General features: G+C 72.6%; 13 protein-coding genes. 12 read left to right on the top strand and 1 reads right to left on the bottom strand.

The window, feature by feature from the left end; all coding sequences use genetic code 11:
- The first annotated feature begins 85 nt into the window (after window positions 1-85).
- On the top strand, window positions 86-3,730 hold the full coding sequence (locus R7226_RS05100) for a DUF3616 domain-containing protein (protein WP_318595960.1): 3,645 nt from the start codon (window positions 86-88) through the stop codon (window positions 3,728-3,730).
- Window positions 3,731-3,925: 195 nt separating this feature from the next.
- Here R7226_RS05100 and R7226_RS05095 read toward each other — a convergent pair whose 3' ends face one another.
- The gene (locus R7226_RS05095; RefSeq protein WP_318595959.1) at window positions 3,926-4,687 is read right to left on the bottom strand and encodes a right-handed parallel beta-helix repeat-containing protein; all 762 of its coding nucleotides are present in this window, start codon (window positions 4,685-4,687) and stop codon (window positions 3,926-3,928) included.
- Window positions 4,688-4,810: 123 nt separating this feature from the next.
- Between R7226_RS05095 and R7226_RS05090 the strand changes: the two genes are divergently transcribed.
- From R7226_RS05090 to R7226_RS05040, 11 genes are all read left to right on the top strand, one after another.
- Complete coding sequence (locus R7226_RS05090; RefSeq protein ID WP_318595958.1) at window positions 4,811-5,203, top strand: hypothetical protein; 393 nt, start codon at window positions 4,811-4,813, stop codon at window positions 5,201-5,203.
- A 154-nt stretch (window positions 5,204-5,357) separates the two neighbouring features.
- Entirely contained in the window at window positions 5,358-6,635 is a 1,278-nt protein-coding gene (locus R7226_RS05085) for an NHL repeat-containing protein (RefSeq protein ID WP_318595957.1), read from the top strand.
- Between the two features lie 55 nt (window positions 6,636-6,690).
- Complete coding sequence (locus tag R7226_RS05080; RefSeq protein ID WP_318595956.1) at window positions 6,691-7,251, top strand: hypothetical protein; 561 nt, start codon at window positions 6,691-6,693, stop codon at window positions 7,249-7,251.
- 200 nt (window positions 7,252-7,451) lie between these two features.
- Window positions 7,452-8,726, top strand: coding sequence for a hypothetical protein (locus R7226_RS05075; RefSeq protein ID WP_318595955.1), 1,275 nt, complete (start codon window positions 7,452-7,454; stop codon window positions 8,724-8,726).
- A gap of 46 nt (window positions 8,727-8,772) precedes the next feature.
- Complete coding sequence (locus R7226_RS05070; RefSeq protein ID WP_318595954.1) at window positions 8,773-9,519, top strand: IclR family transcriptional regulator; 747 nt, start codon at window positions 8,773-8,775, stop codon at window positions 9,517-9,519.
- 230 nt (window positions 9,520-9,749) lie between these two features.
- Window positions 9,750-10,655, top strand: a complete 906-nt coding sequence (locus R7226_RS05065; RefSeq protein WP_318595953.1) for a dihydrodipicolinate synthase family protein — start codon at window positions 9,750-9,752, stop codon at window positions 10,653-10,655.
- A complete protein-coding gene (locus R7226_RS05060) occupies window positions 10,655-11,497 on the top strand; it encodes an amidohydrolase family protein (RefSeq protein WP_318595952.1) in 843 nt (280 codons plus the stop codon). Before R7226_RS05065 ends, R7226_RS05060 begins: the two co-directional genes overlap by 1 nt.
- Window positions 11,494-12,675, top strand: a complete 1,182-nt coding sequence (locus tag R7226_RS05055) for a mandelate racemase/muconate lactonizing enzyme family protein (protein ID WP_318595951.1) — start codon at window positions 11,494-11,496, stop codon at window positions 12,673-12,675. Before R7226_RS05060 ends, R7226_RS05055 begins: the two co-directional genes overlap by 4 nt.
- Entirely contained in the window at window positions 12,672-13,451 is a 780-nt protein-coding gene (locus tag R7226_RS05050) for an SDR family NAD(P)-dependent oxidoreductase (RefSeq protein WP_318595950.1), read from the top strand. The genes R7226_RS05055 and R7226_RS05050 overlap by 4 nt, the downstream gene beginning before the upstream one ends.
- On the top strand, window positions 13,448-14,161 hold the full coding sequence (locus R7226_RS05045; protein ID WP_318595949.1) for a PIG-L deacetylase family protein: 714 nt from the start codon (window positions 13,448-13,450) through the stop codon (window positions 14,159-14,161). The genes R7226_RS05050 and R7226_RS05045 overlap by 4 nt, the downstream gene beginning before the upstream one ends.
- Window positions 14,158-14,706, top strand: a 549-nt coding sequence (locus R7226_RS05040; RefSeq protein ID WP_318595948.1) for a hypothetical protein, incomplete at its 3' end; no start/stop codon positions are given. The genes R7226_RS05045 and R7226_RS05040, both read left to right, overlap by 4 nt.

The following is a 14,706-nucleotide window of genomic DNA, read 5'->3' as shown; positions in this document are numbered from 1 at the left end:
GTCCACTTCCCCCATTTCCAGGAGTCTCATGTCCCTTCGATCCTCGTCGCGGCAGGGGTGCCGCGCGGCGTTCGCTGGTGTCACCGTGGCACTTGCGCTGACCGGCGGGCTGACGCTCGCGCCGGCGCAGCTGCCGCTCGCGCCGCTCACGGCCCACGCCGCCGACACCGACGTCGTCAACATCCCCGACGCCAACCTCAAGGCGCGGCTCAACTCGAGACTCGGCTCGGGTCGGACGGCGACGCAGGACATCACCGTCGGCGAGGCGGCGAGCCTGACCAGCACGTACTCCTTGACCGGGCCGTTCGCCGATCTGACCGGCCTCGAGGCGCTGACGAACGCGCAGGGGATCACGATCGCGGGAGCCTCCACGAGACAGGCCAGCACCTTCACGAGCCTCGCACCGCTGGCGGGGCTGACGAACCTCACCGAGCTGACGCTGCAGAGCGGCAAGGCGCGCAACCTGAGACCGCTGGCGGGGCTGACGAGCCTGACCACCCTCCTGGTGCAGGGCAACGGCGTGACCAACCCGGCGCCGCTGGCCACGCTGACGAACCTCACCTCGCTGAGCCTGCCCAACAACGCGATCAGCGACGCCAGCCGGCTCCCGCAGCTGCCGAACCTGACGACGCTGAACGTGACCCGGAACCGGATCGTCAACCCGGCGCCGATCGTCGGCAAGGTCGATCCCGCGAAGATCGCGACGCTCGACCTCACGAACAACCGCATCGCCGACGTCTCGTCGCTGGCGATGCTCGGGAGCAGCAGACTGGTCGACTGGGCGAACCCGGACGAAGGGCTGCTGCTGAACCGCAATCGGATCACCGACTTCACGCCGTTGGACAGCTGGAGCCGCCCGCCCGCCTCATATCAGACGGACGGCCAGCAGCTCTACGTGGGGGCCTACACGCCCGGCGGCGTCGTGCTGCCGGCGCTGAGACAGAGCGCCGCGATCGTCGATCCGCTGAGGGTCGAGCCGGCGACCGCGGGCAGCTACGACCCCGCGACGCGTCGGGTCACGCTGACCGACGAGAGCGCCACGAGCGTCGAGCTGATGTCGACGGCTCCGGACCTCCCGGGGCTGCAGACGCGCTGGACCGTGAACTTCTCGGATCCGCCGGTCGATCCCGTCGACGGCACGCCGCCGACGGTGACCGGGACCAGCGAGGTCTGGTCGACGCTCGAGGTGACCGCTCCCGGCACGGTCGGCGCCGAGCCCGACGAGCCCGCGTGCGCGCCGGAGAGCCTGAGGTACCAGTGGCTGCGCGACGGCGCGGAGATCGTCGCCAACCCGCACACACGCTATCTGGACTCGAACTTCCCATATGACGGGGGCAACCTGCCGACCGAGCCGACCTACACGGTCTGGCCGCGCGATCTCGGACACAGACTCTCGGTGCGGGTGTCGTGCGCGGACACGGGCGGGCAGGGGACGTCGGCCCCGACGCCGGTCGTCACCAACGGCGAGGCGGAGAAGCCGGTGATCGGAACGCCCGATGGCGGCCAGGCCCGGGACGGCGCTTCATCGACCGCGTCCACGCTCGTCTTCGGACGGTCGGGTGTGGCGCTCGACCCGGACGGCACGAGAGTGCCGTTCCACGTCGCCCAGTTGGGCGCTGACGGGCAGCTGATCGACCCGTCGCAGCTGAGACTCAGCGTGACCGCGGAGAATGCCGAGAACGATCCGAACCGCGACCCGGCGACGGTGCTCGGCCCCGACGACATCGAGCTCGGCGGCAGCGACGCCAACCGCTGGATCGTGCTGCGGCCCAAGAAGGAGACGGGGGAGCCGAGCAGCGTCGGCGTCGGCGTCACGCCCCCGCTGCGCGTCACCGTGACGGTCACCGGCCCGTCGGGCAAGACCGAGCAGGTGTCGTTCCTCTACGAGGTGTCGCGCGCGACGACGCCGACCAGCCGCGTGCTGGTGGGTACGTCGGACGCCTCGACCGCGATCGCGGTCGGCGACGGCCACCTGCTGATCGCCGACGACGAGCGCGCCTCGATCCGGCTCCAGGACGCGCGCGTCTCGGGCCGCGAGCTCGCGACCTTCAGCCCCGGTCCGTCGGACCACGAGATCGACTTCGAGTCCGCGGCGCGCAAGGGCGACGCGATCTTCTGGCTCGGCTCGCACGGCAACAAGAAGGACGGCGAATATCAGGAGAGCCGTCACCGCATCTACCAGACGAGACTGACCGGCAGCGGTGCCAACGCGCGCATCGCGCCGGTCGGCACGCCGTACCAGGACCTGCGCACCGATCTGGCGGAGTGGGATCTCACCGAGCACCACGGCGAGCTGGGGCTCGCCGCCGCCGGTAACGGCAAGATCCCGGCGGACCGCCTCAACGGCTTCAACATCGAGGGCGCCGAGTTCTCGCCCGACGGCAGCGCGCTCTACCTCGGCTTCCGCTCGCCGGTCGTGCCGCCGGAGTCGGGTGGCAGAGCGCTGATCGTGCCGCTGGAGAACGTCGAGGAGCTGACGAACGGGACGGCGACGAAGGCGGAGTTCGGCGACCCGATCCTGCTCGACCTCGACGGTCACAGCATCCGCGAGATCCGCAAGAACGCCGCCGGCGAGTATCTGATCCTCTCCGCCACGGCCGGCCCGCCGCCCGCCGCGACCGGGCAGGCGCTGTGGTCGTGGGACGGCGACCCGCAGCTCGCCCCGGTGCGGCTCACGACGCAGGTCCTGCCCGACTCCGAGCCCGAGCACGCCGACAACGCCGGCGCCTGGGAGGGCATCGGCGAGCTCCCGGCGCGACTCGCCCCCGGCCAGTCGGTCCGCCTGATCATGGACCAGGGCTACGTAGAGCTGTACGGCACAGGCATCGAGAACAAGGACGATGAAAACGACTGGCGGCGCAAGTCGCGCACCGACCTGGTCGAGCTGAGCGGCGCGGTCGGCACGCTCGCCGCGGCGAGCGCGGCTTCGATCGCGTTCCCCGAGCAGGCGGCGCAGACGACCGGCGCGTCGAGAATCGTCACCGTCACCAACAGCGGCTCGGGCAAGCTGCGGATCGGTCGAGTGGCAGCGGCCGACGATGACGGCGAGTCGGCCGACGACTTCCTCGTCAGCCGCAACGAGTGCAGCGACGAGGTGCTGCTGCCGGGCGACTCGTGCAAGGTCGGCGTGCGCTTCTCACCGGCGCGGGAGAACGCCGCCTCGCACGCGACGCTGGTCGTGAAGACGAACACGGCGAGCGGCAGGCTGTCGGTGTCGCTGTCGGGCACCAGCACCGCGCTCCCGACCGGCCCCTCCGGTGAGGACGGCGCGAGAGGCGACAGAGGCGACGCCGGCGCCGGGGGCAGAGACGGCGCCGACGGCCCTGTCGGTCCCGCAGGCCCGCTCGGACCCCTCGGCCCGCTCGGCCCCGTCGGTCCGAAGGGCGACGCCGGCGCGCCGGGCAGGGACGGCACGTTCTCGCTGAGCGCCGCCGGCTCCGCCGCGACGAGAGTCCGCCGCGGCCGCACCGCGACCGTGTCGCTGCGCGTCAGCAACGGCACCGCCGCCGCGTTCGCCGGCTCGACGCTGACCGCGTCGGCACCGAAGGCACTCAAGGCCCGCGTCCGCGCGGTCAAGCTGGGACGACTCCGCGCCGGCGAGTCGCGCACGATCCGCCTGCGCCTGACGGTCGGCCGCACCGCCCGCGTCGGCACGCACGTCGTCACGGTCCGCATGCGGGTCGGCGGCGAGACGGTGACGCAGAGAGTCCAGTTGCGCGTCACGCGGTAGGCAGCGGCGGGCCGCCGCGCAGCAGCGGACAGGACGACACGACGGGCCCTCGGGGAGCGACTCCGCCCCTGGGGGCCCGCGCGGCGGCGCTGTGCCGGAGGTAGCTTGCGGCGGCGCCGGACGCGGCCCTCCGCCCTCGTGGCCCGCAGGGCGTGCCGGCGGTGAGCGGTTACCGTGCCCCTCGTTCTTGCGTCGCTACGGACGCCCTACCGGCCAATCCCCGGGCTTCCAAGTCACGCCGACGCCGTCGTCGCAGAGCTCCGTGCCGACCCGCCAGTCGTCACCGCCGATCAGTGACGGCTGCGGGAAGTTGGCGTTGGCCCAGTACTGGCGCTCGCCGGGTTCCGCGACTCTGTCGCCGTCGTCGGGCGTGTAGATCTCGTCGTTGGGCCCGAAGCGTCCCGACTGGCTCCAGGACCAACCGCCGCCGAGCACGTTGCAGTCCTCGGCGATGCGCGCCGCGATCTGCTGTCTTCTGACGGTGTCCCACCACGTGTTCGAGGCGTCGCCGTCCGGTACGCCGTCGTCGTCTATCGGCACGAAGTACTCGAACACGTTGCCGGTGACGGTCAGGTCGGCAAGGCTCTGACCGAGAAGCGTCACGCCGTCCCCGTTGCCCCACACCGTGTTGCGGGCGATGAGCGCGCCGTCGACCTCCACGAGCGCGATCGGTGCGCCTGCGGAGTCACGGACGAGCAGGTTGTCCGTTATCTCCGCGTCGGTGACCGTCCCGTCCTTGATGAAGACGCCCTGGCCGTCGAGGTCGTGCACGTAGTTCTGGGAGAAGAGGAGGCCCGATCCGCCCCACGTGCTCTGGTAGACGTCCGAGTGGTTGCCGATCTCGTGCAGCCCTGTGAACTCGTTCTGGGTGATCTCCAGGTCTTCGTGATACGCCGAGTAGACCCCGTCGGTGTAGGGGCTGTCGAAGAGGTTGCGGTGGATCTTGACCCGCCGCACCTCGGTGGAGTCCGTCGTCCGCCTCCTGCGATCGCCACCGCGTTCCCGTCATCGCCACGGAACACGTTCCGCTCGAGCACCACGTCAGACACGCCACCACGGATCAGGACGCGGTTGACGTCCATGTCGGAGACGCGGACGTCCTCGGCGCCGTCGTCGTCGAACTCGAGCAGGCTGGTGATCGTGAAGCCGCTCAGGTCGAAGTTCGTCGCCGTCTGCGAGATCTCGAGATGTCCGATCGAGACCGAGGCCCCGGATGCGGGCGCCATATATATGGTGCCGGCGTGCGGCCCGCCGATCAGGATGCTCGCGTACGTTCCCGTCGCGATGCAGACGGTGTCGCCCGCTCTCGCGTTGACGCTCGCGTTCGTGATGGCGGTAGGCGTGGAGACGGTCGTCGTGCACGCACCTGCGGAGACGGCGCTCAGCGCGAGCACGGCCGTCGCCAGGGCGACGACGCGGATGACGGGGCGCATTGCGGATCCCTTCCGTATCAGTCAGTTTTTTAGATCATAATGCGGACGTGACCTGGAGTGGTGAAACCCGCGCGGAGCGCGCTGCACGGGAAGCCCCGCGTCGCGGGGGCGTTTCTCGTTCTCGGGGAGCCGGGGTGCGCGTGGCCCGTAGAGTCCGTCCTCTCCCGCCGATTCACCGACCGATCGACCCGACCATGCCCTCCACGCGCCTTCCTGTACTGATCGCCGCCGCCGCCGCGGCCCTGGCCGCCTTCCCCGCCGTCGCGTCCGGGGCCGCCCGCCCCGATCCGAGCTTCGGCGCGGGCAGGGGCTACGTGACGACCTCGATCCCCGGCTACTCGGCGGTCGCCTACGCGGCGGCGGCCACGGGCGCGCGGACCGTCGTCGCCGGCCAGGCGATCACCAGATCCGGCGACGGGCAGGTGCTCGTCGCGCGCTATCTGGCCGGCGGCAGACTCGACCCGAGCTTCGGCACCGACGGGATCTTCCGCTCGTCGTTGCCCGCGAGAGACGGGCCGTTCATCGGCACGTCGCTCGCCGTCGAGCCGCAGACCGGCCGCCTCCTGGTCGGCGGCGGCTACGGGCAGGGATCGATGCTCGCGCTGCGCCTCACCGCCGGCGGCCAGCTCGACCGCAGCTTCGGCGCCGGCCGCGGCTACGCCACCGTGTCGGCCGGCGGCATCGCGCAGACGATCGCGCTGGACAGCGCCGGCCGGGTCCTGCTGGGCGGCTCGAACGCAAACGTCAACGGTCGTCCGATGGTCGTCGCGCGCCTCACCCGCGACGGCGCGCTGGACCGTTCCTTCGGGAGCGCGGGCCGTGCGCAGTCGGTCTTCTGGAACCCGATGATGGCCTCGAGCGCCGGGGTGTCCGGGCTCGTGACGACGCCCGGCGGCGGCATCGTCGCGGCGGGCCACCTCGATTACATCGGCGGCGACGGGCACGGCAGCGCGGGCCTCTTCGCCCTCACCTCGGCGGGCCAGCCGCAGACCGGGTTCGGGACGGCCGGCCACACCGAGATCGCCTTCCCCAAGCAGCCGAGCGGCTTCCAGCAGTGGTTCCCGTGCACGCTGCTGCGCGACGCGCAGGGTCGCCTCACCGTGTCCGGCAACGGCTCGAGAGGCGGCGCGGGCGCAGTGCTCTCGATCCGGCTGACACCTGCCGGGGCGCTCGACCCGTCGTTCGGCACCGGCGGCCGCTCGTCGGTCGCGGGCCCGAGCGGCGCCAGCGACACGACCTGCGGCGCGGTCCCCGCGCCCGGCAACGGGCTGACCGTCGGCGTCGGCTCCACACTGGCGCGGATCACCGGCAGCGGCGCGTACGACCCGGCCTTCGGGCCGGGCGGCCGCGTCCGCATCATCTCCCCACGGGGCGTGGGACTGAACGCCGTCGCGGCCAGCACCAGCGGCAGCGTGGTCGCGGCCGGATCCGCCGGCCGCCGGCTCTACATCGCCCGCTGGCTGACCTCCTGAGCAGCTGGCGCGTGCCCGCCATCCCGGCGTCCGCGACGGCCGCTACTGTCGCGCGATGCCAGCTGACCCGACCGACCGGATCGCCCTCATGCGGGCGTTCGCCGACATGTACCGCGCCAAGCAGTTCGATCGCGACGGCTTCGACGACGACGGCTATCTGCAGACGACGCTCAGCGACGACGACCGCATGCCGTTGGAGTTCTTCATCGAGTACAACAACGCGTGGTGGTTCGAGATCATCTCGGGCGTCGACGTGCCGCACGTCGCCTACGACCCTGAGAGCGACTCCGGCAGCATCGTGCTCGACATCGACTACGCCGGCGACACGCTGCGCGCGATGCAGCACGTGCAGTTCGGCGCCGGCCGCATCAACCGCATCCGCACCTACGCGTCGGGCGCGTTCTTTCTCGGCTCCAGTCCGCTCGTGCGTCTCGACCGGTACGGCAACGCCGTGTGGCTCGAGACGGGCTACGACCTGGGCGCCTCGCTGCGCGCCGCGCTCGCCTTCCTCGACACGCCGCACGGGCGCGCGTTCGCGGCCGAGGATCCGACCGCGCGGCCCGTCGCTCGCATCCGCGCGAACCTGGCCGAGCTCGAGTCGCGCCTGACCGGCTGAGCCGCTCGCCGTCCCCGGCGCGAGCGGCGTCGGCTCAGGGATCGACGGTCAGAGGTTCGGGACCCCCGAGATCCCCTAGATCAGAAATTCAGGGGGGTGATGTCGGGGGAACCCACGATGTGCGCGCGCGGCCGCGGCTCGATGCTGCGGCAGACCGTACGACGCGCTCCTCGCTCCGGGGCGCCCCTGAGGAGGAACCGATGACGCGCACCACGATCGTGGCGACCGCCTTGGCGGCCGCGTGCCTGGCGGCCCCGGCGGCCGCCCAGGCGGACAGCATCGCCTACGTGAAGGGTCACAACCTGTGGCTGGCCAACCCGGATGGCTCGGGCCAGTACCAGGTGACGACCGACGGCACCGCGGACTGGGCGTACGGCTCGCCGTCGCAGGCCGACGATGGCACGATCATCGCGCGCAAGGGCACCGAGATCGTGCGGCTGAAGCAGAACGGCGAGCTGCTGTCGAGCTTCGATCCGCCGGACACGACCGACTCGGCCGGCCAGCCGATCGGCGGCGTGCCCGTCGACGTCGCGGTCTCGCCCGACGGCGCCACCGTCGCGTACAGCTACTACCAGTACAACTGCCCGCCGGGCGCCAGCTGCGGCGCGCGCTACGTGACGCTCTACTCCAGCGCCGCGACGGCGACCCCGGAGGCGACCTACGGGAAGCTGTTCCGCAACTCGCCGTCGTGGGTCTCCAACAGCCGTGTGCTGGTGTTCGGCGGCTTTCTGAGCCAGGTCAACTACGACTCGCCCGGAGGCGGTGTCGACGACGACGTCCACTGGTTCGACGACATGGACATCTTCGATCCCTCCACCGACCTCGGCGACGGCGAGCTGTCGCGCCAGGGCGATCGCCTCGCGCTGATCCGCGGCTACGGCGACTCGACGCACCTGATGTTCCACAAGGTCACGCAGAACGTCCTCAGCGGCACGCCGTCCGGCCCGCCGACCTACGCCTGCGACACCGGCACCGAGCCGACCCTCGACGGGCCCAGCTGGTCGCCCGACGGCACGAGGATCGCGTTCGCGCACAAGGACGGCGTCGAGGTGCTGCCGCTGCCGAGCCTGGACCCGGGTTGTCCGGGCGCCAGCTCGGGGACGGTCGTGATCCCCGGCGGATCGCAGCCCGACTGGGGGCCGGCGGCCGTCAACCCCGGTCCTCGCCCGAGCCCCGCGCCCAGCCCAGGTCCTGCGCCCAGCCCGGCTCCGGCACCGACGCCCGGCACGAGACCCGCGCCTGGCACGAGACCCGCGCCCGGCACGAGAACGGGGACCAAGCCGCCCGTGACCAGAACCCCGGCGACGTCGAAGGAGCCGTCCGTCGCCTCGTGCAAGAAGATCAAGAACGCGCGCAAGCGCAGCCGCTGCGTCACGCAGGTCAAGCGCGCGGCGGCGATCGCGACCTGCAAGCGCACGACCAGAGGCAAGGCCCGCGCGCGCTGCGTGGCGAAGGCCAAGCGTCGCTTCGCCTGAGCGGTACGCGCGGCGGCGGCCGGCGCACGGGTCGTATGCTTGCCGCATGCCTCCGGTGCCGGCCGTCAAACGTGCGCTGAGCGTCCTCGAGCTGCTCGTGCACGAGCGCGAGCCGCTGATGCTGAGCGACATCGTCGCCCGCACCGGGATCCCGACGGCCAGCTGCCACGCGATCATGCACACGCTCCAGGAGGCCGGCTACGTGTCGCGCCGCTCGGAGGGCCGCACGCAGTACTGGGAGCCGACGCTGGCGCTGTTCCACCTCGGCTCCGCCGTCGTCTCGCGCTTCGGCATCCGCGACATCGCGATGCCGTATCTGCGCGAGCTGTCGGCGGCGTTCGACGTGCCGGCCCACCTCGGCGTGCTCGTCGGCACCGACGTGATGTACCTGGAGAAGGCGGCGGCGCCGTCGTTCATCCAGTTCAACACCTTCCCGGGCAAGCTCAGCCCGTTCCACATCACCGCGCTCGGCCGCGCGATCGCGGCGTGGCTGCCGGAGGCCGAGCAGCGGACGCTGACGGCCGCGCTCTCGCCGCCGATCGAGGGGCTGCTGAGCGAGACGCACGCGCACGGCTACGCCGTCGAGGACAGCGAGGAGATCGACGGGGTCGGCTGCATCGCGGCGCCCGTCTTCGGCGCCGACGGCACGGTCGTCGCCAGCGTCGGGCTGACCGGCTTCTCGCGCGACCTGCTGCCCGGCGGCGACCCGCCGGCCGTGCCCGCGGTGCTCGACGCGGCACGCGCGATCTCCGCCGAGCTGGGCTATCGCCCGGCCTCCGCGCTGCCGGCCTGACGCGGCGCCTCACGCATCGCCTCCACGCATCGCCGTGACGACCGCCGCTCGCGGCCGGTGGCGCATGCCCGTTCGCGGGCATGACTCGGGCGCTTGGCGTCCGCGTGCCAAAAAGTCACTTGCGTTGTCACCGTGAGCGCGTATATCCTTATTTCGAATCGTGATTCGAAATATCGAATCAAGCGAGAGAGATGTGTCGAGCGAATTCTCGAATCCAGTCAAGGAGCACCGTGCCCATTAGTGGAGTCCTGCCCGTCATCCCGACTCCGTTCCGGGATGGCGTCTTCGACCACGTCAGCTTCCAGCGCCTGCTCGACCACATGCTCCCGTGGGTCGACGGCTTCACGCTGATGGGCAGCACGGGCGAGGCGCCGTCGATGCCGGACGCGCATCGCAAGCAGATCGTCGAGCAGGCGCTCGCCATGACGCCCGCCGACAAGACCGTCGTCGTCGGCGTCTCGCACACGAGCGCCGTCGCCGCCGCCGATCTCGCGCTGCACGCGCAGGAGCACGGCGCGCGCGGCGTGCTCTGCTGCTCGCCGTTCTACTTCGCCAACTCGCCCGACGGGATCCTCGCCCACCTCGCGGCGGTCGACGCCGCGATCGAGATCGACCTCGTCCTCTACGACAACCCCTTCACGACCAAGACGCCGTTGCAGGCCGACTGGGTCGTCGGCTGGTCGCGCGAGCTGGAGCGGCTGCGCTCGGTCAAGCTGACCGACCACGACCTCTCGAAGATCGCCGTCTGGCGCGACGCCGGCCTCAGCGTGCTGGCCGGCGACGACCCGATCCTCTCGCAGTTCCTCGCGGCCGGCGTCGACGGCGCGATGGTGATCGCCCCGGCGGTCCTGCCGGAGTCGTTCGCGACCGTCTGGGAGAAGGTCCGCGGCGGCGACCTCGACGGCGGCCTGCAGGTGCTCTCGACCGAGCTGGCGCCGTTCATCCACGCCTTCGGGATCGGCGACGAGATCGCGACGACGAAGGCGCTGCTGGCGGAGGTCGGGATCTTCGACAGCGGCGAGCTGATGCCGCCCCTGCAGTCGGTCGCGCCGGAGCGCGCGCAGCAGCTCAAGCAGGCGTGGGAGCTCGGCCGCGACGCCGCCCAGGTACGCCTCGCCAACGGGATCACGGCCTGATGGTCGACTGCCACACGCACGTCGGCGAGCGGCGCCACTTCAGCGGCGCCTTCATCGACGACATGGTGCGCGCGTGGGGCCCGCAGGCCAACCCGGCCCGCTCGCTGGAGGAGCACTGGGAGGCGGTCGCGCCGGTCGACGCCGCGATCGTGCTCGCCTTCGCCGCGCCGCGGATCGGCTTCGACGTGCCGAACGAGTACGTCGCCGACTACGTCGCGCAGCATCCCGAGAAGCTCGTCGGCTTCGCGAGCGTCGACGCCAACGACCCCGTCGCCGTCGCGCAGCTGCGCCGCGGCGTCGAGATGGGGCTGCGCGGGCTCAAGCTGGCGCCGACCTACCAGGGCTTCGACCCGCTCTCGCCGGCGGCGCTCGCCGTCTGCGAGGCGGCCGAGGATCTCGGCCTGCCGATCCTCTGGCACCAGGGCACGACGTTCGTGCGCGAGGCCGAGCTGCGCTGGGCGCTGCCGCTGCAGATCGACCAGGTCGCGATCCGCTTCCCGCGCCTGAAGATCGTGATCGCGCACATGGGCCACCCGTGGATCGACGACGCGCTCGTCGTCGTGCGCAAGCACCCCAACGTCTACGCCGACGTCTCGGCGCTGCACCCGCGGCCGTGGCAGCTCTACAACGCGCTGCTCAGCGCCGTCGAGTACGGCGTCGCCGACAAGCTGCTGTTCGGCACCGACTGGCCGTTCGCGCAGCTCGACGCCTCGATCGCCGGGCTGCGCGCCGTCAACCGCTTCACCGAGGGCACCGCGCTGCCGCGCGTCCCCGACGCCGTGATCGAGGGGATCCTCGCGCGCCCGACGCTCGAGCTGCTCGGGCTGGAGCTGGCGGCGTGACGATCCTGACCCCGCCGGCGCCGCTGCCGGCCCGCGACAGCCTCGTGATCGCCGACGTCGAGGTGCTGATCCTCGACGGCGGGATCGAGTACGGCCAGCCGACGCCCGGCGGCGAGCTGTCGGGCCCGCGCCACTCCTGCGTCGTGAAGGTCACGAGCGAAGAGGGCCTCGTCGGCTGGGCCGACGTCGACTCGCACCCGTGGATCGTCAAGGCGATCGTCGACGCCCATCCGCACATCCCCAACTTCTGCTCCGGCCTGCGCGACGCCATCGTCGGCTTGAGCGCCTGGGACCGCCACACCGCCTGGGAGCGGATGTACGAGGCGAGCTGGTACCACGGCCGCCGCGGCCCGGCGCTGCACGCGATCAGCGGCATCGACGTCGCGCTGTGGGACCTCGCCGGGCGCGGCGCCGGTCAGCCGCTCCACGTGCTGCTCGGCGGCGCCCGCCGCGACAGCGTGCGCGCCTACGCCAGCACGCTCTTCCGCGAGACGCCCGAGCAGATGCGCGAGGCGACGCGCGCCTACCTCGACCGCGGCTTCCGCGCGATCAAGTTCGGCTGGGGGCCGTTCGGCACGGACGCGCGCCGTGACCACGAGCTGCTTGCCGCCGCGCGCGAGGAGGCCGGTCCCGACGTGAAGCTGATGGTCGACGGCCACATCGCCGGCGACTTCGCCGCCGCCCGCGCGCACGTGCGCACGCTGGAGGAGCTGAACCCGTTCTGGATCGAGGAGCCGCGCCCGGCCGACCGCCCGGACGAGTTGACCCGGCTCGGCCGCTCGACGCGCCTGCGGATCGCCAGCGGCGAGCAGCTCGGCGGCATCTCCGAGTACGAGGAGCTGCTGCGCGAGGACGGCATCTCGGTCGTGCAGCCCGACCTCGGCCGCTGCGGCGGCTTCAGCGCGCTGCAGCGGATCGTCGAGCTGGCCCGTCTGCGCGGCGCGCTCGTCGTCCCGCACGCGTGGACCTCGCACCTGCTGACGGCGGCGACGCTTCACGCCGCCGCCTGGCTGCCGGAGGAGCCGTTCGTCGAGGTCAACGCCTCGACCGCGCCGCTCGTGCAGCAGCTCGCCCAGCTCGACCTCGACCTCGTCGACGGCCGCGTCCGCGTGCCCACCGGCCCCGGTCTCGGGGTCGAGGTCGATCCCGCCGTCGTCGACCGCTTCCGCGTCGCATGAGCCGGCCGCTGGCAGTCGTGACCGGTGGGGGCGGCGGGATCGGCGGCGCGATCGCCGTCGCGCTCGCGGCCGCCGGTCACGACCTCGCGCTGATCGACCGCGACGGCGCCGCGCTCGACGCCGCCGTCGCGCGGCTGGCCGTCGCGGAGCCGGCCGCGCGCGTCGAGCCGATCGTCGCCGACGCGAGCGATCCGGCGCAGGTCGCGGACGCCGTGGAGCATGCGCGCGCAGCCGCCGGGCGCGCGCTCGACGTCGCCGTCGGGACGGTCTCGCACGAGCAGCACGGTGGCGCGCTGGAGCTGTCGCCGCTCGACCTGCGCGCCGGCGTCGACGGCACCGCCGGCGCCGCGCTCGCGCTCGCGCAGCCGGCGGCGCGGCAGCTGATCGACGCCGGCAAGCCCGGCCGGATCGTGCTGATCGGCTCACTGCACGCGACGCTCGCCTTCCCCGGCACCGCCGCCTACAACACGGCCGAGGCTGCGCTGCTCGCGCTCGCGCGCTCGCTGGCGCGCGACCTGCTGCCGCATCGCATCGCCGTCAACGTCGTCGAGCCCGGCTGGATCGAGACGCCGGGAGAGCGCCGCTTCCACAGCGAGGAGCGGCTCGCCGCGGCCGCCGCGGCGCATCCGTGGGGGCGCCTCGGCCGCGCCGAGGACGTCGCTGCCGCGGTCGCCTTCCTCGCCTCGCCCGGCGCCGAGTACGTGACCGGGACCACGCTGCGCGTCGACGGCGGGATGTCGCTGGCGATGACCGAGCTGCCGGGAGGAACGTCGTGAACGTCACCTGCGTCTTCGCCCACCAGGACGACGAGAAGGAGTGCCTCGGCACGCTCCTGCGGCTGCGCCGCGAGCGCGGCGCGCGGATCTCGCTGATCGCCGTCACCAACGGCGACAAGGGTGCCTCGTGGGACCCGTCGAAGCCGCACGCGGAGGTCGCCGCCGAGCGTGACGTCGAGATGCGCGCGGTCGCCGCCGCGCTCGACGCCTCCTACGTCTGTCTCGGCGAGCCCGACGGCTTCCTGCTCGACGGTCCCGCCGTGCGGCTGGCGCTGATCGAGGCGCTGCGCGTGACCGCTCCGGAGCTGGTCTTCACGCACAACCTCGCGGACTACAACGAGGATCACGTCGTGACCGCGCGGCTGACCTGCCACGCGGCGCTGCTGGCGGCGATCGCCTCGGTCGGCACGGCGACGCCCGCGCTGGCGGCCTCGCCGGCGATCTTCCACACCGACCCCGGTCCCGGCCACGGCTTCGACGGCACCCACTTCGTCACGTTCGACGAGCAGGTCGCCGACGAGAAGGCGCGGATCGTGCGCCTGCACGCCAGCCAGATGGCGGTGATGCGCGAGCTGCGCGGCGTCGACTACGCCGACCTCGCGCGCGACGCCGACCGCGCCACCGGCGCGCGGCTGGTGGCGCCGTACGCCGAGGTCTTCCGTCCCTGCCTGATGGAGCGCCGCATCCCGACGGCGTCGCTGCTGCCATGAGCCTCGCCGACCGCCACGCGCAGGCGCTGGAGCTGACGCGCGCGACGTACGCCGAGCTGCTGCTGTGCGCCGACCCCGCCAACGTCCACTGGCTGACCGGCGTCGCGACCGAGCTGGAGAGCGGGCCGAGCCCGTTCGCGCCGCCGCCGCTGGCGCTGCTCGGCGACGGCGCGGTGCGCCTGATCGCCGCCGCCGAGGACCTGCCCGAGACGCTCCCGGCCGAGGTCGTCGCGCTGCCGTACGAGGGCTTCACGAGCGGCCCGCTGCGCGGCGCCGAGCATGCCGCGGCGCTGCTCGCCGAGGCGCTCGACGGACCGCGCCGCGTCGCGGTCGACTCGCCGCTGGCGCGCGGGCTGCTCGCGCCGACGGTCGCGACCGCCGACCTCTCCGGCACGCTGCTCGACGCGCGCGCCGTCAAGGACGCGCTCGCGCTCGACGGGCTGCGCGCCGCGCTCGCGGTCGCCGACGACGGGCAGGCGGCGCTGCGCGCGGCGGTCGCCGACGCGGCGGGCACGGCCGCCGGTCGCAGCGAGATCGAGCTGTTC

Source organism: Conexibacter stalactiti (genome assembly GCF_033542075.1).
Lineage (GTDB): Bacteria > Actinomycetota > Thermoleophilia > Solirubrobacterales > Solirubrobacteraceae > Conexibacter > Conexibacter stalactiti.
Note: the sequence above shows the minus strand (reverse complement) of the source record. Positions and strands in the feature narration are given on the sequence as shown.

Excerpts from the sequence above, each read along its gene's own strand:
- R7226_RS05090 (WP_318595958.1), top strand. The coding sequence starts at position 4,811 with ATGTCGGAGACGCGGACGTCCTCGGCGCCGTCGTCGTCGAACTCGAGC.
- R7226_RS05085 (WP_318595957.1), top strand. The coding sequence starts at position 5,358 with ATGCCCTCCACGCGCCTTCCTGTACTGATCGCCGCCGCCGCCGCGGCC.
- R7226_RS05080 (WP_318595956.1), top strand. The coding sequence starts at position 6,691 with ATGCCAGCTGACCCGACCGACCGGATCGCCCTCATGCGGGCGTTCGCC.
- R7226_RS05075 (WP_318595955.1), top strand. The coding sequence starts at position 7,452 with ATGACGCGCACCACGATCGTGGCGACCGCCTTGGCGGCCGCGTGCCTG.
- R7226_RS05070 (WP_318595954.1), top strand. The coding sequence starts at position 8,773 with ATGCCTCCGGTGCCGGCCGTCAAACGTGCGCTGAGCGTCCTCGAGCTG.
- R7226_RS05060 (WP_318595952.1), top strand. The coding sequence starts at position 10,655 with ATGGTCGACTGCCACACGCACGTCGGCGAGCGGCGCCACTTCAGCGGC.
- R7226_RS05050 (WP_318595950.1), top strand. The coding sequence starts at position 12,672 with ATGAGCCGGCCGCTGGCAGTCGTGACCGGTGGGGGCGGCGGGATCGGC.